16 protein-coding genes are annotated in these 19,338 nt (G+C 29.2%); 14 read left to right on the top strand and 2 right to left on the bottom strand.

The window, feature by feature from the left end; translation table 11 throughout:
• Positions 1-147: 147 nt before the first annotated feature.
• Entirely contained in the window at positions 148-294 is a 147-nt protein-coding gene (locus KGF39_RS16575; protein WP_227823138.1) for a hypothetical protein, read from the bottom strand.
• A gap of 572 nt (positions 295-866) precedes the next feature.
• Between KGF39_RS16575 and KGF39_RS16570 the strand changes: the two genes are divergently transcribed.
• The 14 genes from KGF39_RS16570 to KGF39_RS16505 all read left to right on the top strand — a co-directional run bounded on the left by KGF39_RS16570 (position 867) and on the right by KGF39_RS16505 (position 18,395).
• Complete coding sequence (locus tag KGF39_RS16570) at positions 867-2,051, top strand: S41 family peptidase (RefSeq protein WP_227823137.1); 1,185 nt, start codon at positions 867-869, stop codon at positions 2,049-2,051.
• A 374-nt stretch (positions 2,052-2,425) separates the two neighbouring features.
• Positions 2,426-3,799 carry a sigma 54-interacting transcriptional regulator gene (locus KGF39_RS16565; RefSeq protein WP_227823136.1) on the top strand — a complete coding sequence of 458 codons (1,374 nt, stop codon included), beginning with the start codon at positions 2,426-2,428 and terminating at the stop codon, positions 3,797-3,799.
• A gap of 265 nt (positions 3,800-4,064) precedes the next feature.
• Positions 4,065-5,132, top strand: coding sequence for a 2,4-diaminopentanoate dehydrogenase (gene ord / locus KGF39_RS16560; RefSeq protein ID WP_054272396.1), 1,068 nt, complete (start codon positions 4,065-4,067; stop codon positions 5,130-5,132).
• Positions 5,133-5,212: 80 nt separating this feature from the next.
• Positions 5,213-5,521, top strand: a complete 309-nt coding sequence (ortA, locus tag KGF39_RS16555; protein ID WP_227823135.1) for a 2-amino-4-oxopentanoate thiolase subunit OrtA — start codon at positions 5,213-5,215, stop codon at positions 5,519-5,521.
• Complete coding sequence (gene ortB, locus KGF39_RS16550) at positions 5,514-6,944, top strand: 2-amino-4-oxopentanoate thiolase subunit OrtB (protein ID WP_227823134.1); 1,431 nt, start codon at positions 5,514-5,516, stop codon at positions 6,942-6,944. The genes ortA and ortB overlap by 8 nt, the downstream gene beginning before the upstream one ends.
• Positions 6,945-7,021: 77 nt before the next feature.
• Positions 7,022-7,396 carry an ornithine aminomutase subunit alpha gene (locus KGF39_RS16545; RefSeq protein ID WP_227823133.1) on the top strand — a complete coding sequence of 125 codons (375 nt, stop codon included), beginning with the start codon at positions 7,022-7,024 and terminating at the stop codon, positions 7,394-7,396.
• Positions 7,390-9,594 carry a D-ornithine 4,5-aminomutase subunit OraE gene (gene oraE, locus KGF39_RS16540; RefSeq protein ID WP_227823132.1) on the top strand — a complete coding sequence of 735 codons (2,205 nt, stop codon included), beginning with the start codon at positions 7,390-7,392 and terminating at the stop codon, positions 9,592-9,594. Before KGF39_RS16545 ends, oraE begins: the two co-directional genes overlap by 7 nt.
• Positions 9,594-11,003 (top strand): GlmL-related ornithine degradation protein, encoded by a 1,410-nt coding sequence (locus KGF39_RS16535; protein WP_227823131.1) that lies wholly within the window; start codon positions 9,594-9,596, stop codon positions 11,001-11,003. The genes oraE and KGF39_RS16535 overlap by 1 nt, the downstream gene beginning before the upstream one ends.
• Positions 10,988-12,052, top strand: a complete 1,065-nt coding sequence (orr, locus tag KGF39_RS16530) for an ornithine racemase Orr (RefSeq protein ID WP_227823130.1) — start codon at positions 10,988-10,990, stop codon at positions 12,050-12,052. Before KGF39_RS16535 ends, orr begins: the two co-directional genes overlap by 16 nt.
• 29 nt (positions 12,053-12,081) lie before the next feature.
• The gene (nhaC, locus tag KGF39_RS16525) at positions 12,082-13,503 is read left to right on the top strand and encodes a Na+/H+ antiporter NhaC (RefSeq protein WP_227823129.1); all 1,422 of its coding nucleotides are present in this window, start codon (positions 12,082-12,084) and stop codon (positions 13,501-13,503) included.
• 303 nt (positions 13,504-13,806) lie between these two features.
• Positions 13,807-14,271, top strand: a complete 465-nt coding sequence (locus tag KGF39_RS16520) for a GyrI-like domain-containing protein (RefSeq protein WP_054272403.1) — start codon at positions 13,807-13,809, stop codon at positions 14,269-14,271.
• Between the two features lie 316 nt (positions 14,272-14,587).
• Positions 14,588-14,827, top strand: coding sequence for a hypothetical protein (locus tag KGF39_RS16515; RefSeq protein WP_413927096.1), 240 nt, complete (start codon positions 14,588-14,590; stop codon positions 14,825-14,827).
• 346 nt (positions 14,828-15,173) lie between these two features.
• On the top strand, positions 15,174-16,034 hold the full coding sequence (locus KGF39_RS16510) for a helix-turn-helix domain-containing protein (RefSeq protein ID WP_227823128.1): 861 nt from the start codon (positions 15,174-15,176) through the stop codon (positions 16,032-16,034).
• A gap of 246 nt (positions 16,035-16,280) precedes the next feature.
• Entirely contained in the window at positions 16,281-18,395 is a 2,115-nt protein-coding gene (locus KGF39_RS16505) for a 3'-5' exonuclease (RefSeq protein ID WP_227823127.1), read from the top strand.
• 192 nt (positions 18,396-18,587) lie between these two features.
• On the opposite strand, the gene KGF39_RS16500 is transcribed toward KGF39_RS16505, so the two are convergent.
• Positions 18,588-19,151, bottom strand: coding sequence for a hypothetical protein (locus KGF39_RS16500; protein ID WP_413927095.1), 564 nt, complete (start codon positions 19,149-19,151; stop codon positions 18,588-18,590).
• Between the last annotated feature and the right edge of the window lie 187 nt (positions 19,152-19,338).

Raw genomic sequence — 19,338 nt, 5'->3', positions numbered from 1 at the left:
TTATTATATCGCATTTTAAGAAAAAATAAAACTGTGAATATTAGAATATATTTTAATTAATTTTTTAATAATAATCTTTAAATGTAGATAAAACTAAAAAGGGTTATCTAGAAAACAAAATCTATCTAATTATACTTACCAATACCATCACTTGGTGCAAACAGACTCTACTACATTTTCTCCGTACTCTAATATAAAATCATCTAACTGTGTATCTAAAAAATTACAATAATCATATGAACTACCAATATAAGCAGTCAATATATGTGTACATTTATTCCATTTTATCTCCAAACATATATATTATTATTTCCCTAAAAAACTTCCATAAAAACAAAAAGAGCAATATCTTTGGGTATCAGATATAATATTAATGTCAAGAGAAATTGTTTATGCTATGGAGCAAAGATATGAATGGAAAGATACAACTACATTTACTGTATTAAAAAGATTACAAAGTTTAATATAGTATTATATAGTACAGTAGTTTCAATTACTGTAAACGTAAAACAAGTTAGAAAGTTTCAAAAAATGTGATAGTTTTAGAACTTCAAGAAACACAACATTGTGAGACTGTAGTTAAACTTATTAGAGAATAACGGAGTTTCAGCCTTTTACATTATGTTATAAAGGTGGTTTTGCCACCAGTTTTCTACTGTAATTATTTTTCAGTGGCAAATTTACCTTGCAATATTTTCAAGAATGATTACTTTTTTGGTTTATTATTTTGCTAATAACATGAGAATGTTATTCATAGTTCTGACAAGCATTTATTTAAATAAAAGTATATAGCTTTGGATTTTGACAACATTTCTTATTTATTTACTATATGATTTAGGTAAGATGTGTAAATAGGAGGACATTTTATGAAGTATAAGATTTTAATAATAGTTTTGTTAATATTCTTAATTAATGTTGGATGTTCAAAACCTGATACTTTAACAATAGAAGAGAAAGTAGAGGATTTTGAACAACTATATAATGAGATTAAAAAAGGATATCCATTTTTAGAAGTTAATAAGAGACAAAATAAAAAAGACTGGATTGCAAAAAAAGATAGTTTTAAAAAACGAATTACTAGTACCATGTCTGACCAAGATTTTGCTAATGAATTAGATGCTATATTGCAAGAATTAAACAATAATCATACTGAGCTGATTAATAATAAAGAATATTTTGATACGATTAAAGAACTTTATGAACCTCTTGGATGGTATGATTTTTTTGATGATAGAGATGTAAATGATATGTATAACATTTTAGAAAACGGTCAAGGATCTGGAAGTGAAAGTTATGAAGATATAGAGTTAAAAGATTTAGTCCAAGATAAAATTGGATATGTGTATATTCCTCAAATGAATTCTGCTAACAAATCAATTAAAAATGATATGAAAAGAATTAATTTATATTTAAAGAAAGTACAAGATTATCAATCACTTATTATTGATATAAGAGGTAATACTGGTGGTACTGATGAATATTGGGTGGATTTAGTATCTTTGCTTACAGATAAAGATTATAAGTGTAAGGGATATCGTTTATTTAGAAATAATTCAGATGTAATTAATAACTACACTAAAAAAAGAAATATAAATCTTAATGATATTAGTAAATTGCCTAAAGAATTGATTAAGAATGCACCGAAAGAAGTAGAAAGTATGTTTACAGATTTTGAATATAACCAAGTAGTTGTAGAAGGAAAATCAAAGACACCATTTAAAGGGAAAATATATTTATTGGTTGATGACATGGTATTTTCAGCAGCAGAGTCATTTGCTATATTTTGTAAAGAACAAAATTTTGCAACTATAATTGGTTGTAAAACTAGTGGTGATGGGTATGTTTATGACCCTGTATTATTTAAACTAGAGAATAGTTGCCTTATTGCTAGAATGTCATCATCAATGTATTTAACTGATAGTGGAATATGTGATGAAGAGGATAAAGTCACACCTGATATATATGTTGAATATCCTATAAAGAATAATATACCAAAGCTTGATGATTGTATTAATAAAGTGTTAGAGCTTGAAAAAATTAACTATTCTTAGATTTCTATAGATTGTTTGTTGAATAATCTATAATTATATTATGGACTAAAAAATCCAATGAGCTAATTTATTGGTTTTTTATATTTGAGAGATTGCAAATTATTAGTTTGTATATCTCTTTTTTTAATAAAATCAATAATATATAAAATCATTGGTACATTTAATGACAATTCAAATATTGTATATAACCATAATGAAAGATATATAAATAAAATTTTAAATATACTTAAAAACATATTAATATAATGTACATAAAAAATATCATAAATATATGATAAGATAAATACAATAGCAACATTTTATTAATTTTTTGGGTTTTTATATATTTAGGTACTGGGGTGATATAGTTGAACCAAGAGATATTTTTTAAAGTAATGAATGAAATATTGGAAAATATTGATGAAGGGGTACATTTTGTTAATAAAGAAGGGAAAACTATAATCTACAATAATTCTGTACAAAAAATGGAAAAAATGAATAGACATGATATTTTAACCAATTCATTTTTTGATATAGTCAGCAAAATGAAAATAAATAGAAGTACACTAGTAGAAGTTTTGGAAAAAAGAGAAATTATTAAAGACAATATTCAAAAATATCTAGATAAAAATGGAAAAGAAATAACAGCAATTAATACTACAATACCAATTGACATTAAAGGAGAATTTGTAGGAGCACTTGAAATATCAAAGAATATGACAACTATAGAAAATTTACTAAACAGAAATTATAAAAAAAATTTAATCAATAAAGTTAATAACAAGCAAAAAAAAGGCTATGAATTTGATGATATTTTAGGGGAGAGTAATTTGATTAAAGAGGCAATAGCAAAGTCTAAGAAAGCTTGTAAGTCAGATGCGTCAGTATTTATATATGGGGAAACTGGAACGGGTAAAGAGTTATTTAGCCAGTCCATTCACTATGGAAGTAATAGAAGAAATTATCCGTTTATAGCACAAAATTGTGCAGCTTTGCCAGAATCATTATTCGAAGGTATACTTTTTGGGACTAGCAAGGGAGGATTTACAGGGGCAATAGATAGGCCAGGCTTATTTGAACAAGCTAATAAAGGAACTTTATTATTAGATGAAATAAATTCCATGCCTATTATGTTACAGGCTAAATTACTAAGGGTTTTACAAGAAGGTTATGTAAGAAGAGTTGGAGGAACTAAGGATATACCTATAGATGTAAGAATTATTGCAACAACAAATGAAAGTCCGAGGGTTATTTTAAATGAGCATAAAATGAGAAAAGATTTATATTATAGGCTTAATATAATTCATATAAAAATTCCTCCTCTTAGAGATAGAAAAGAGGACATACCTCTATTGTGCAAAAAATTTATTTCAAAGTATAATAAAAAGTTAAATAAAAAAGTGGTAGGAATTTCAGATGAAGCTATCAGAATTTTAAAAAATTACAACTGGCAAGGTAACATAAGAGAGTTAGAAAACATAATTTATTGTACTATGAGTATGATGGAAGATGAGGTGCAAATAGAAACAAGTATGATTAATCTAAATGACTATTATAATCTTAAAGAGAATAAAGAGAGTAATAATTATTCTTTAAACGATTTGGAGGATAAAACACTTAATAAGATTATCAGTGAGATAGAAGAAAAGTATATATATGAATCGTTAGAAAAGACATCGTACAACATAACTAAGGCTGCATCAATTTTAGGTATGAATAGGCAAAATTTACAATATAAAATAAAAAAATATAATATCAAAATATTATAAAGAAGCAAAATAAAAAAGTAAAATATAAGCAAAATCAAAGTAAAATAAAAAAGCAAAATAAAGGAGCAAAATTATTATAAAAGAGCAAAATATTTTGCTCTTTTTTTATTTCTCAGAAGAAATATTATTTTTTAATTATGAAAATACATAACAAAATAATTATAGTTTCAACGTTCCAATAAATATTTACTTTAATTCTAAAGTTGGCATGATTTATGCTTTAACTAATTATTAAGAATATATAAATTTTTAGGAGGTTGTATATATGAGAAAAGTAAGAGTTGGAATTTGGGGATTTGGAGCTATGGGAATAGGTATGGCTAATATGATTCTAAAGAAAGAAGGTATAGAAATAGTATCTGTTTGTAGTAGAAGCACTTCAGGGAAAAGTATGTATGACATCTTAGGAATTGAAAGAGGAGAAAGACCAGAGGTCATTATCAATGGAAATTATGAAGAAGTTTTTAAAGAAAAAAGTGTAGATGTTGTTTTGTTAGCAACTGATTCATTCACTAAAAAGGCTTTTGATAAAATAATGTTCTTGTTAAATAGAAAAATAAATGTTATATCAACAGCAGAACAAATGGCATATCCACAAGCTGATGATGCAGATTTAGCTAAGAAAATGGATGAAGTTGCAAAAGAGAATGGAGTAAGCATACTTGGAACAGGAATAAATCCAGGATTTGTATTAGATTTACTAGTATTAGCACTTTCAGGGACTTGCGAGGAAGTTACTAGTATAAAAGCTAAGAGAGTAAATGACTTATCTCCATTTGGAAAGTCTGTTATGGTGGAACAAGGTGTTGGAGTAACAAAAGAAGTATTTGTAAAAGGTGTAGAAAATAATACTATAGCAGGTCATGTTGGTTTTGTAGAATCAATAAATATGATAGCTGATGGATTAGGCTGGAGACTAGATAAGATAGAACAAACAAAAGAACCAATAATGACTACAGTAGATAGAAAATCTAAGTACGGAGAGGCTTTGGCTGGAAATGTTGCTGGTTGTAGACAGTGTGGATATGGATATGTAAACGGAGAAGTTTTAATTGAAATGGAGCATCCACAACAGATAATACCAGAAGCAGAAGGTATTAAAACAGGAGACTATGTATCAATAAAAGGTATACCAAACATTGATTTACAAATAAATCCTGAAATACCTGGAGGAGTAGGTACTTATGCAATGATAGTAAACTCTATTCCATTAATAATAAATGCTAGACCAGGTCTTAAAACTATGTTGGATATACCAGTACCTAGAGCAATAATGGGAGATATAAGAAATCAGATAGAAGTTGAATTAGAGGAAGAATCAAAGGCTAATTAGTAAAATAACAGTTAGTTAATTAATAAAATAGCAGTAAACTAATTAGTAAAATAATAGTCAATTAATAAGGGGATGAAAAAATGGATGCTAAAATTAATGATTGGGTTATTATACACAATATAGTATTGACTCCAGAAGAAAGAGCTCCACAAGTTCCAGAGGATACTAAAAAAGTATCCTTAGAAATGTGGGTTAAAGGATTTATACAAAGTGATGCTTCTATAGGTGATTTAGTAGAAGTTAAAACAATTACAGGTAGAATTGTAAAAGGTAATTTACTTAAAGTAAATCCATACTATACTCATGACTATGGTAAATGTATACCAGAGTTACTCCAAATAGGAATACAAGCTAAAGAAATATTATTTGGAGGTGTATATAATGAATAATACAGCATCAATGAAAGACATGAGCTATCAAGCTGTTATGGGAAGAAATAATGAAATAATGAAAAATGCAATTGGATTGGATTACTCATCTTTTGAACAAGAAGGAATAGGATTTGATTATGAAAAAATGATGAGTGAAACAGGATATACATTACAAGATATTGAGGTGATTCAATCACAATATGCTGTTGGAAATACCCCTATAATAGAACTTAAAAATTTGACTAAGTTAGCTAGAAAATGTGCTAAAGAAGGTAAAGGTGCTAGAATATTTGTAAAAGATGAAGCAATGAATGCATCTGGTAGTTTTAAAGCAAGAAGAGCAGCTACTGCAGTATATCATGCCAAAAAAATGGGCTATAAAGGTGTAATAGCAGCTACTAGCGGTAACTATGGTGCAGCTGTAGCATCTCAAGCAGCAATGCAAGGATTAAAATGTATAATAGTTCAAGAATGTTATGACTCTAATGGTGTAGGTCAACCTGAAATTATAGAAAAAGCAAGAAAATGTGAGGCATATGGAGCAGAAGTTGTTCAATTAACTGTTGGACCAGAATTGTTTTATACATTCTTAGTACTATTAGAAGAAACAGGATATTTTAATGCTTCACTATATTCACCATTTGGGATTGCAGGTGTAGAAACTTTAGGGTATGAGTTAGCTATTCAATTTAGAGAAAAATATAAAAAATACCCAGATGTAGTTGTTTGTACAAATGCAGGTGGTGGTAATCTCACTGGAACGGCAAGGGGATTGATAAAAGCCGGTTCTCTTAATACTAAAGTAGTAGGAGCAAGTGTCGATTTAAAAGGATTACACATGGCTAGTGATAATCAATTTAATAAAAAATCATTTACAACAGGGCATACAGGTTTTGGGATACCATTCTGTACATGGCCTGATAGGTCAGATGTACCTAGGTCTGCAGCTAGACCACTTAGATATATGGACAGATACGTTTTAGTAAAACAAGGAGAGGTTTTTTATACAACTGAATTATTGGCACAGTTAGAAGGTATAGAAAGAGGTCCAGCAGGAAATACATCTTTAGCAGCAGCATTCTCCTTAGCTCAAGAATTAGATGAGGATAAAGTTATAGTAGTACAAGAAACAGAGTACACAGGTGCAGGGAAACACATATGTCCACAACTTACTTTTGCAAGAGAAAATGGAATAGATATAAAATTTGGAAATCCAAGAGAAGAAATTCCAGGAGTAAACTTAATATTACCAGAAAGGCCAGAATTATTAAAATGTGTTGATATAGATATGAATAAAATAAGAAAATCATTTATAAAAAATTGTATATCTAACAATCACATTAATAATATTGATAATCTAAGTAATCAAGATATAGAATTTTTGATGGAGGAAGTAAAAAGTTCAAGAGATTTTGTTGTTGATGTATTAAATAATTTATAGTAATTATTGTTTTTTAAGTTAACATATAATAAATATTCGGAAAATTCGATTAAATTAATATGAATGGAGGAATGTTCATGAAAAAAAGAGAGGATGATTTTGAAGTTAGAAGAAAACATCTTCAAGAACTAAGTGATGATGAGTTAAAAGAAAGGTTTTGGAGTTTAGCTACCCAGATAGTAGAACCAATGATAGACCTTGGTAAAAAGAATACAACACCATCAATAGAAAGGTCTGTTTTGTTACGAATGGGATTTTCTTCTCTTGAAATAAAACCTATTTTAGAAGGTGTTATGGAAAGAGGTCTTATAGGTAAAGGGGCAGGGCATGTAGTTTATAAGTTGGCTAAATCTAAAAATATAACTGTTAGAGAAGCAGGTTTATTATTAGTTAATGGTAAATATTGGGATGAAGTTACATGTTTATTTAGAGAAGGGGTAGAATCATGTTAAAGGAAAATAAAAAGTTAGATATAGACTATATATTAAAAGATTTGGATAAATATAAACCAAAGAGAAGAGGTTGGGTTTGGAGAGAGCATTTGGAAAATCTTGAAATGGGACCTTTTGAATATAAAGACTGTACAAAACCTTTAAAAGACAGTGTGGGGCTACCATCATCTAAGTATTTCAATAATATAGACCCTCAACCAAGCCCAGTTATTACTACTGAAATAGCTTCTGGCAGATTTGAAGATGATATAAGAAGAATGAGAATGGCAGCTCATCACGGAGCTGACCATCTAATGGTTATTAGAACTGCTGGACAATCACATTTTGATGGTCTTATAGAAGGAACTCCCCAAGGTATAGGTGGAGTTCCAATAACAAGAAAACAAGTAAGAGCTCAAAGAAAGGCTCTTGATTTTATAGAAGAAGAAGTTGGTAGACCTATTAATTACCATTCATATGTAAGTGGTGTCGCTGGTCCTGAAGTAGCAGTAATGTTTGCTGAAGAAGGGGTTAATGGAGCACACCAAGACCCGCAATATAATGTTTTATATAGAAATATAAACATGGTAAGGTCTTTTGTAGATGCTTGTGAAGCTAAGAAAATAATGGCTTTTGCCAATATAGCTCAAATAGATGGAGCACATAATGCTAATGCTACTGCTAGAGAAGCATGGAAGGTAATGCCTGAACTTATGGTTCAACATGCTTTAAACTCTATATTCTCAGAAAAAATAGGAATAGATAAAAGTAATATATGCTTATCAACAGTTCCGCCAACAGCACCTCCAGCACCGTGTTTAAGAATAGACTTACCTTACGCTGTTGCACTTAGGGAATTATTTAGTGATTATAAGATGAGAGCTCAAATGAATACTAAATATATGGAGTCATCAACTAGAGAAGCAACAGTTACTCATGTATTAAATCTATTGACATCAGTCTTAACTAGAGCTGACATACAATCAACTATAACACCTGATGAAGGTAGAAATGTACCTTGGCATATATACAACATAGAAGCATGTGATACAGCAAAGCAAGCTTTAGTTGGTATGGATGGTCTTATGGATATGATAGAACTTAAAGATGTTGGTGAATTAAGATGTAAAGCAAGAGAGCTCAAAGAAAGAGCTGTATTATATATGGAAGAAATATGTGAAGTTGGGGGATATTTTGAATCTGTAGAGCAAGGATTTTTCGTTGACTCAGGAAATTATCCAGAAAGAAATGGTGATGGAATATCTAGAAAAATAAAAGGAGGAGTTGGTGAAGGTACTGTTTATGAAAGAGAAGAAGATTATTTAGCACCTGTAACTGCTCACTTTGGATACAACAATGTAGTTCAATACGATAAAAATGCTATAGACAATCCAGCGCTCTTAATAGATGGATGTACATTTGAAAATCCAGACAAAATCATATACATTGATGAGCTTGACGATTTTGATAATGTGGAAAATAGACTAAAAGAATCAGACGAATACAGAAATGGAACTAAAATTAAGCCTGAAATGGAATGGTGTGCAGATGGAATTGTAATGATAACAATGATGCTTCCTACTGATAAAAGAACAGCTGAATTTGCAGCTCTAGAATTTGTCAAAAAAATGAATTTACAAGAAGTTGAGGTTATAAGTAGAGAAGTTATGCATGAATCTGAAGGGACTAGGATAGAAGTGAAGGGAAGAGTTCCATTTGATATAGATTTAAACAGTTTAGTAATACCAGAAGAACCTAAAGTACTAACTGATGAAGAAATAAGAGCAGATATAGAAGAAAAACCTATGAAAATAGTTTCAGCTACAGTTGGGGAAGACGAACATTCAGTTGGTTTAAGGGAAATAATAGATATAAAACATGGTGGTATTGAAAAATATGGTATAGAATGTCATTACTTAGGGACTTCTGTACCTGTAGAAAAGTTAGTAGATGCAGCGATTGAACTGAATGCAGATGCAATACTTGCATCTACAATAATAAGTCATGATGATATTCACTATAAAAACATGAAGAAATTACACGATTATTGTGTAGAGAAAGGTATAAGAGATAAAGTAATGATTGCGTGTGGAGGAACACAAGTGACACCTGAAATAGCCGTTGAACAAGGCATAGATGCTGGATTTGGAAGAAACAGCAAAGGCATACATGTAGCCACTTTCTTAGTTGAAAAAAGAAGAGAAATGAACAATAAATAATGGAAAATAACAAAATTTCTTTAAAAATAGATGTGTTGGTAGCTGAAATTGGAAGTACTACTACTGTGGTAAACGCTTTCCACAATATTGATACTGATAATCCTGTATTTTGGGGTCAAGGTCAAGCTCCAACCACAGTGTTTGAAGGTGGCGATGTAAGAAATGGCTTATCAGGTGCTATTAAAGATTTAGCTAATAAATTATCTGTAGATGATATAGAGTATAATGATATGTTTGCAACTTCTAGTGCAGCTGGTGGATTAAAAATGACTGTTCATGGATTAGTATATGATATGACAGTAAAAGCAGCTAAAGAGGCAGCTCTAGGAGCTGGAGCTGTTATTCGTCAAGTAACATCAGGTAGAATTAAAAGAACTGATTTAAATAAAATAAAAGAGATAAATCCAAACATAATTTTAATAGCTGGTGGAGTTGATTATGGAGAAAGAGATACAGCTATTTATAATGCAGAAATGATAGCTTCTATGAATTTAGGCATACCAGTTGTATATGCTGGAAATGTTGAAAATCAAGAGGAAGTAAGGTTAATATTTGATGATACAAATTATAAGCTTTATATAACCGAAAATGTATATCCTAAAATAGATTTATTGAATATAGAACCTACAAGAAAAATCATTCAAGGTGTGTTTGAAGAACACATAACCAAAGCACCAGGAATGAAGTACATTAAAGAAATGGTTAATGAAAATATTACTCCAACTCCGGGAGCTGTAATGGAAGCTTCTAAACTCTTATATAAAAATATTGGAGATTTGTTAACTATAGATGTAGGTGGAGCAACTACTGATGTACATTCTGTTACAGATGGAAGTGACTATATTAATAAAATATTAGTTAATCCTGAACCTGTAGCAAAGAGAAGTGTTGAGGGGGATTTAGGTGTATATGTAAATATGAAAAATATAGTAGAAGTTATAGGCAAAGAAAATTTACAAAGTGAATTATTTATAGATATTGATACAATAATAGACAATTATCCACCAATACCAAAATCAAAAGAAGAAATATTATTTGTTGAGAGATTGACACAAGAAGCTGTTGTTAAAGCTATGTTAAGACATTCAGGAAAAATAAGAAATATATATGGAACAACTGGAAAAATCAAAATTGCAGAAGGGAAAGATTTAACAGAAGTAAGATATATAGTTGGTACAGGGGGAGCACTTACTAGGCTCCCTAGTAGAATAAAAATATTAGACGATATGCTTAAATACAATAAAAATAAAGAATTACTATTTCCAAAGGAAAAAACAAAAATATTGATAGATAATGACTATATTATGGCATCTATGGGTGTTTTATCTAAAAAATATGAAGAAGCATCTCTTAAGCTCCTATTAAAAAGTTTGAATTTTGAGGAGGAAAGATTATGTACCCTAGGTTAGAAATAGATATAGAAAAGTTAAAGCATAATGCTAAAATAATTTCGCAGATGTGTCATGAAAGAAATATTAAGATATCTTTTGTTACTAAATCATTTTGTGCACAAAAAGAAATAGTAGAAGCAGTATGTAGTGAAGGAATAGACCATATAGCAGATTCAAGAATACAAAACTTAAAAAAATTACAAGACATAAACTTACCTAAAATATTGATTAGAATTCCAATGCTAAGTGAATTAGAAGAGGTTATCAATTATTGTGATATTAGTTTTAATTCAGAGTTAGGAATAATAAAGAAATTAAATGAATTATGTGAAAGTAAAAATATTGTTCATAAGATAGTCCTTATGTTTGACTTAGGAGATTTACGAGAGGGATATTTTTATGAAGAAGACCTCTTTGATAGTGTAAAAGAAATAGTAAGATTAAAAAATATCAAAATAATTGGTATAGCTACAAACTTAACTTGTTATGGAGCTATTATACCATCTAGAGAAAATATAGGCAGACTAGTAAGTATAGCACAAAAGATGAAAGAGAAATTTGGAATAAATCTAGAAATAGTATCTGGAGGTAATTCAAGTTCCATACATCTAATGACAAGTGATAATATGCCAGAAGGTATTACTAATTTGAGAATAGGCGAATCTATTTTACTTGGTAGAGAAACAGCATACGGTAAAAATATACATGGGACATATCAAGATGCATTTAAATTAATATGCCAAGTAGTTGAATGTAAAGAAAAGCCATCAGTTCCTATTGGAGAAATAGGAGTTGATGCTTTTAGAAATAAACCTGTTTATGAAGATAAGGGAATATTAAAAAGAGCAATCATAGCTATAGGTAAACAGGATATAAATATTGACTCTTTAATTCCAATAGACACTTATATAAAAATATTAGGAGCAAGTTCAGACCACATGATATTAGATGTAAGTAACACAAATCATAATTATAAAGTAGGTGATAATGTGGAATTTTTTTTAACCTATGGAGGTGTCATGTCATCTAGTACAAGTGAATATGTTTCAAAAAAAATTATAGTGTAGTGTTCAAATAATTAGGAGGAAATTATTTTATGAAAGAGCGAGAATGTAGAAAAGCAAGTCTGTTTGATGCAATGATACCAATTACTTGTTTGATATTATTTTTAAGTCTAGGAGTATTAATATATGGCTCATCACCCCATGTACCACTAATAGGAGCCACAGCAGTAGCAGGACTTGTAGCTGTATATAGGCTTGGATTTAAATGGAAAGAGTTAGAATTAAGTATGTTTGACAGTATAAAGATGGCAATGCAAGCAATCTTAATCATAATTATAATAGGCGTACTTATAGGAACTTGGATAGTAAGTGGAGTAGTTCCATGTATGATTTACTGGGGACTAAAAATTTTATCACCAAATATTTTTTTAGTAGCATCAACACTAGTCTGTGCAATAGTATCTCTTGCGACAGGTTCATCTTGGAGTACAATGGGTACAGTAGGAGTAGCTCTTTTAGGAATTGGTCAAAGTTTAGGTATGCCAGTTGGATTAATAGTGGGTTCTATAATATCTGGAGCTTACTTTGGGGATAAACTATCACCTTTATCTGAAACAACTAACTTAGCTCCAGCAATGGCAGGAACAGATTTGTTTACACATATAAAATATATGCTATATTCAACTATACCATCATTATTAATTTGTTTAGTAATTTATGGTGTAATCGGAATGAAGTATTCAGGTCAAGCACTAGATATAAAACAGATAGAACTAATTAGGTCTACACTAGATTCTACATTTAATACTTTATCGCCAGTATTATTATTAGCTCCAGCAGTAGTAATTGGACTAGTTATATTTAAAGTTCCTGCTATACCTGGGCTTATAGTGGGTGTTGTATTGGGAATATTGTTTGCAGTAGTTTTTCAAGGAGAATCTATGAATACGATATTAGACGCAGCACAAAATGGATATGTTTCATCAACACAAATAAAAGAGGTAGATGCTTTATTATCTAAAGGTGGCATTATGAACATGATGTCTACTGTATCTTTAACAATATGTGCTCTATCTCTTGGAGGTATTTTAGAAAAAACTGGTATGCTTGAAGTAGTAGCATCTTCTTTATTAAGATTAGCAAAGGGTGTATTTGGAACAGTATTATGTACGATGGTAACTTGTACGGTTACTAACATAATAGCAGGTGAACAATACTTATCCATAGTTATACCAGGAAGAATGTATAATAAGGAATATAAAAAGAGAGGTATACATCCTAAGATGTTATCAAGGGCTTTAGAAGATAGTGGAACTTTAACTTCCCCACTAGTACCATGGAATACGTGTGGTGCGTATATAACAGCGACATTAGGTGTATCTGCATTAACATATGGTCCATATGCTTTATTAAATATTATAAATCCAATAGTATCTCTAGTATTAATTGCATGTAAGTTTAAAATAGCAAAAATAGAAGATGAACCTGAAACTTGTTTGAATTCTAATATTTGATGTTAATAAGTTTAAATTTATAGTTTTATATTAGTTTATTATTTTAATCTTTGAATTGTTTGTATAAATTTTTTATAAAAAAACAAGATTTCTTTTCAGACTTGCCTTAAAATTAGGCAAGTCTTTTAAGTATGTGCTGGTTATAAGAGCACTGTGTGACAAGCATGATAAGATTGTTTTTGTTATACTTTCAATATAAGAAATGAAAGGAGATTCTGTTATATATTCATAGGAAATAATTAGATAAACAGTAAATTTTAGGAAAAAATACTAGAAATGAAAATAAAGTAATGGAGGGATAAAATGACTAGAATATCTAATATAACAATAGCTGAACAGCCTGAGTACTGTATTTTAGCAATACGAAAAACAATTGACTTTATGGTAGAGTTTTCAGAGTTTTCGAAGCAAAGTTTAAAAAAAATTTCTAAATATCTGGAGGAGAGAGGAATCTTATCCTCAGGAGCACCAATTGTATGTTTTCATAACATGGATTTAGCCAAATTGGATGTTGAAGTAGGGTTTCCTGTATCTACTTATATAGATGGGAAAAATGAAATTCTACAAAGAATTGTTCCTGCACAGAAAATAATAACTGCAATTGATTTAGGACCTTATGAATTACAAGACCCTACTTTAGAGGACTTATTTTCATGGGCAAAGAACAGTGGATATAAACTTCATGGCGATATATATTATCAGTATTTGAATGATATCAATCGTCCACCTAGTGAATATCTTACGAAAATGATGTTACCTATTATATAGAGATTAAAAAATTATTGTCTATTATGTGATAACAAAAAGAATATTTACTGTATAAATTTTATTCTAATGGTAATAAAGAGGTTTAATTTTTGTATTCTGATAATAGCTAAAACACATTGTGAAAGTGTATTTAAGGTAGTCAAGGATACTTAATTTATTGTTATATAATTTTTAGAGTGTTATAATTTAGAAGAAATAATATAGATAGATATAGGGGGAAAGTATGAAGATATATGATATATTAACACGTTTTTATATTTAAGATATAGAAAAAGCAATACCATTTTATGAGAATTTTTTAAAAGGAAAATGTTATTTGCGTTTCTCTTACAAAGAAGTTGTATTAGAATTAGCACAAATAGGAAATGTCTTACTATTATCTGGTTCTGATGATTCTCTCAAATCATTTATAGAAACTAAGTCTACTTTTATGGTTGATTCTGTTAATGAATGGAGAAGTTATCTATTAAAGAATGGAGCAGTTGTGGTAAGAGATAAGAAAAAAGTTCCTACAGGATATAATATGACAGTAAAACATCCGATGGCACAATTGTAGAGTACGTTCAACATACAAAACAAGATTAGTTAAAAATAGATTTTGCTAATGGTAAGCAATTAAATGAACGGTTGTTGAAGATTAAAGGGTTAGAGTATTTAATCAAAAAGTAGAAAGTGATATATTAAACTTTTGAATTGAGAATTTATATAAGGGATTAAGGCGTTATGTTATTTAGAAAATAGTTATTATTAGGATTGGAAAACATATAAGAATATCATTAAGTTTATAGTATTAAATAAAGTACATAGAAACAATAAATTTGTTTATAAAATAGCAAGATTTATTAAATATAATTAAGTGACAATTGATATAATGTTGCATGGATAAAAGGAGGTAAGCTGCAATGTCTTATAAAGTAATTAATGTCATAACTGCTATTGACTATATAGAGGAGCATTTATCAGAAAAGCTGGATTTAGATATAGTTGCTAATGCTGTTCATTATTCAAAATATCACCTACATAGAACTTTCACATCTTCTGTTGGTCTGACAATGCACGATTATATAAAGCGAAGAAAGTTGACAGAAGCAGCAAAATTATTGGTATTTTCAAAGAAACCAATCATCGAAATTGCGTTGATAGCTGGATATGAAAGTCAACAGGCATTCACTTCTATATTTAAAGCTATGTACAAAAAATCTCCAAATAAATATAGGAAAGAACAAGAATTTTATCCTTTGCAGCTAAGATTTGTTTTGAAAAAAGATAACCTATTTTTAAAAAATGTACTAGAGTTGGAAAAAGAAATTAAACTTGCAAATATGTCTGACATACCATTATGGATGAATTTAGTGAGATTAGTCATAGATGGATTTCCAAATTTGCAAGAGGAAGAATATATATATCAATTAGAACAGTATATTTTAGAAGAAAGAGCTTTAATATTAAAACTTAATAATGTTGCTATTGCAAATATGGTGTTTAATAGAGAAACTAGGAGCATTGATTTTTTTGGAATACATCCACAGTATCGTAATTCAGACATTGCACAAGTGTTTTTGAAGAAAGTTATTGAAGATTTCTTGATAGATACTGATATTTCAATTACTACTTTTCGAGAGGGTGATAAAGCTGATACAGGTCATAGAGATATGATAAAGAAGTTGGGCTTTGCAGAAGCAGAATTGCTTGTGGAATTTGGATATCCTACTCAAAAATTTGTCCTTCCTTGTGTAGAAGAAACAGATAATAGGGAAAATTAATAGTAGATTAGATGAAAAATTTACCACATATTTTTTGTTTGAATTAATTTATATAAGAGTATTCCTATTTTCAATGTATTTTGCTTGTAAGATTACTTATGGTCATAAATATAGAAAGATTTAGTTTTTGAAAAAAGAAACTTTAAAGTTAACATTTAAGTTAAATAGCAAGAATGATTAAAAACTCCAAAACACAATTAAGTATAATGATTCAATATAAGTACTTAATTAACAAGGAGGATTTAAATGTCTGAAAATAAGCAAGTAGTAAATTGCAATACTATTGCATCCAACTCTAAACATAATATGTATGAACATGATACAGAGTTATTAACTTTTTTTCCAGATGAGATTGTACATCTAATAGAGATAAATAACAAGCTAGACGATGCTTTTAAGAAAGCTGAAAACCTTGTTGACAAGCTTGACAAGGATTATATGGATGCTAAAATGTATATGGTAAAAAATCGTGGTGAAATAGACCCGCATGAAATGTTTCAAAATGAACAAGGACTAAAACAAATAGATAACTATGGAGCTTTTATGGTAAAAGTTCGAGATAAGATTAATAAAATTAAAGATTCTCCGTACTTTGCTAGAATAGATTTTAGACTGAAAGATATGGATGATGAATCTAAGTATTATATTGGTAGATTTGCATTTGATTATGAAGATGAGCTTATAATACTTGATTGGCGTTCTCCAATTGCCAGTATGTTTTATGATTATGAAATAGGAAAAGCAGGATATGATGCTCCAATAGGATGGGTGGATGGAGAAATAACAAGAAAACGACAATTTAAAATTAAAAATGGAAAATTGGAATACGCACTAGAAAGTTCCATCAATATACAAGATGATATTCTTCAAAAGGAGCTTAGTCATACTTCAGATGAAAAGATGAAGTCAATTATTTCAACAATACAAAAGGAACAAAATCAAATTATTAGAAATGATAAAGCTGATACACTAATTATTCAAGGGGTGGCTGGTTCTGGGAAAACATCTATAGCATTACACAGAATTGCTTTTCTTCTTTATCGATTTAAAGATAAAATATCAGCAAATAATGTAATTATCCTATCGCCCAATAAAGTCTTTGGAGACTATATTTCTAATGTTCTTCCTGAACTTGGAGAAGAACCATTGTGTGAATTAAGTTTTGAAAATATAGCAGAAGTACAATTAGAGGGAGTTATTAATTTTGAAAGTGAGAAAGACCCATTAGAAATAAATGATGCTAAATGGGCTGAAAGAGTGCGTTTTAAGTCTACACTTGATTTTGTAAAACTTATTGATGATTATATAAAACAAATGCCAAATAAGATTTTTATTCCAGAAGACTACACTTTTGGAGGCTTTACAGCTAAAAGTGATTGGATACAGAGTAGATTTGAGGCATATAATAGATATCCAGTTAAGAGAAGGTTAGATAAAGTGGCTGAAGATATTCATTATAGATTTGAATCAGATAATATTATGGAAGATGATTTACCAAGAGTAAAAAGTATACTTAAGAGCTTGAATGGAATGTTGACAATAAAAAATACTCTTACATTGTATAAGGATTTTTTTAAACAAATGGATATATCAAACATGTTTGTGATGGCAGCAAAGAAAACACTTGAATGGGCAGATGTATACCCATTTATATATATTCATGCTGCGTATGAAGGATTAGAAGAAGATAAGATTATAAGACATATTGTTATTGATGAAATGCAGGATTATACTCCTATTCAATATGCTGTAATAAACTTACTTTTTAAGTGTAAAAAGACTATTCTTGGAGATTTTGGGCAATTGGTTAATCCTAATCATACTCATACACTAGATGATATGAGACAACTATATAATGAAGGAGAACTAGTTACATTGAACAAGAGTTATCGTTCTACTTTTGAGATTATTAATTTTGCAAAGAAGATTCAAGATGTATCTTCACTGGAACCTATTGAACGACATGGCGAAGAACCAGCTTTAGTTAAATGTAATAATGAACAGGATGAGATAGCTAAGATAAAAATAGAAATTGAAGAGTTTAGAAAAAGTGATAATGCAACTTTGGGTATTATATTAAAGACAGATAGTGATGCAGAAGGTATATATAATGCTTTAAAACAAGAATATAATGTTAACTTAATATCTTCTGAAAGTTCTAGTTTTACAAAAGGAGTGTCCATAACTTCTATTAAAATGTCAAAAGGTCTAGAGTTTGATGAAGTTATTGTTCCTTCAGTAAACAAAAAAACATATTGTAGTGATTATGACCGTAGTTTGCTGTACATTGCTTGTACACGAGCTATGCACAAACTTAAGTTGACATATGTTGGTGAATTGACTCAGCTTATAGGCATATAGATTGTAGATTTATTCGTTATATATGTGTTTACTTATTATAAATATAACCTTTCAGTAAAATTCATTAATAAATCAATAGAAAAACAATATTTGTAAAAAATAAAAGCTATAAATTATATTAGAAATCTTATAATTTATAGCTTTTATAATATTAATTTCTATCAAAATAAAATTAAAATGTAAATCTATAAACTAGAATAAAACAGGAAAAACTTGTTTCTTTTCTGTAAAGAATTCAAGAGCCTCAGCTACTGTCATGGACAGTATATCAACTATATTTTTACCTTTATATAATTTTGACAGAACTTCTTTGTTGATTACCTTAACTCTACCAATACCAGAACAGTTTTTACACATACCATTAGGGTCATTAAAAGAAAAATGTGAAGTTGTTCCTACATATGGTTGTCCAATTCTTGAAAATAATAATCTTAATGATGAATACAAATCGCTTATAGTACCAACTGTGGAACGTGCATTGCCACCAAGAGGAGTTTGGTCTACGATTACAGAAGCAGTTAAATTATCAATTAGTTCTACATTAGGTTTTCTATATTTAGGTAGTCTGTTTCTGATAAATGAAGAATATGTTTCGTTCATCTGTATTTGTGATTCTGCTGCAATTGTATCAAATACAATACTAGACTTTCCAGAACTAGAAACTCCAGTAAAAACAACAATTTTATTTTTGAGAATTTTAAAGAATATATTTTTTAGATTATTGTGTGTAAGCCCTTTTATTATAATATTTGACATAAGTGTTAAATCCTTTGTATTTCTAAGTTCAATTAGCCTCATAAAATATCAATAAACATTAATGAACGTAAATAAAATTATTGTATAATAAATATTCATAATTTGATAAATGTAAGAACAATTATACAATCAAAATAACTTAACTAGCTTGACATTTAAAACTTACTATTGTAATATTTAAATATTA

The sequence above is a fragment of the Clostridioides sp. ZZV14-6345 genome, assembly GCF_020657775.1.
GTDB lineage: Bacteria > Bacillota > Clostridia > Peptostreptococcales > Peptostreptococcaceae > Clostridioides > Clostridioides difficile_D.
The sequence above is the reverse complement of the archived record's forward strand: the minus strand, read 5'-3'. Positions and strand labels throughout refer to the sequence as shown.

Excerpts from the sequence above, each read along its gene's own strand:
- KGF39_RS16570 (WP_227823137.1), top strand. The coding sequence starts at position 867 with ATGAAGTATAAGATTTTAATAATAGTTTTGTTAATATTCTTAATTAAT.
- KGF39_RS16565 (WP_227823136.1), top strand. The coding sequence starts at position 2,426 with ATGAATGAAATATTGGAAAATATTGATGAAGGGGTACATTTTGTTAAT.
- ord (WP_054272396.1), top strand. The coding sequence starts at position 4,065 with ATGAGAAAAGTAAGAGTTGGAATTTGGGGATTTGGAGCTATGGGAATA.
- ortA (WP_227823135.1), top strand. The coding sequence starts at position 5,213 with ATGGATGCTAAAATTAATGATTGGGTTATTATACACAATATAGTATTG.
- ortB (WP_227823134.1), top strand. The coding sequence starts at position 5,514 with ATGAATAATACAGCATCAATGAAAGACATGAGCTATCAAGCTGTTATG.
- KGF39_RS16545 (WP_227823133.1), top strand. The coding sequence starts at position 7,022 with ATGAAAAAAAGAGAGGATGATTTTGAAGTTAGAAGAAAACATCTTCAA.
- oraE (WP_227823132.1), top strand. The coding sequence starts at position 7,390 with ATGTTAAAGGAAAATAAAAAGTTAGATATAGACTATATATTAAAAGAT.
- KGF39_RS16535 (WP_227823131.1), top strand. The coding sequence starts at position 9,594 with ATGGAAAATAACAAAATTTCTTTAAAAATAGATGTGTTGGTAGCTGAA.
- orr (WP_227823130.1), top strand. The coding sequence starts at position 10,988 with ATGTACCCTAGGTTAGAAATAGATATAGAAAAGTTAAAGCATAATGCT.
- nhaC (WP_227823129.1), top strand. The coding sequence starts at position 12,082 with ATGAAAGAGCGAGAATGTAGAAAAGCAAGTCTGTTTGATGCAATGATA.
- KGF39_RS16520 (WP_054272403.1), top strand. The coding sequence starts at position 13,807 with ATGACTAGAATATCTAATATAACAATAGCTGAACAGCCTGAGTACTGT.
- KGF39_RS16510 (WP_227823128.1), top strand. The coding sequence starts at position 15,174 with ATGTCTTATAAAGTAATTAATGTCATAACTGCTATTGACTATATAGAG.
- KGF39_RS16505 (WP_227823127.1), top strand. The coding sequence starts at position 16,281 with ATGTCTGAAAATAAGCAAGTAGTAAATTGCAATACTATTGCATCCAAC.
- KGF39_RS16500 (WP_413927095.1), bottom strand. The coding sequence starts at position 19,151 with ATGTCAAATATTATAATAAAAGGGCTTACACACAATAATCTAAAAAAT.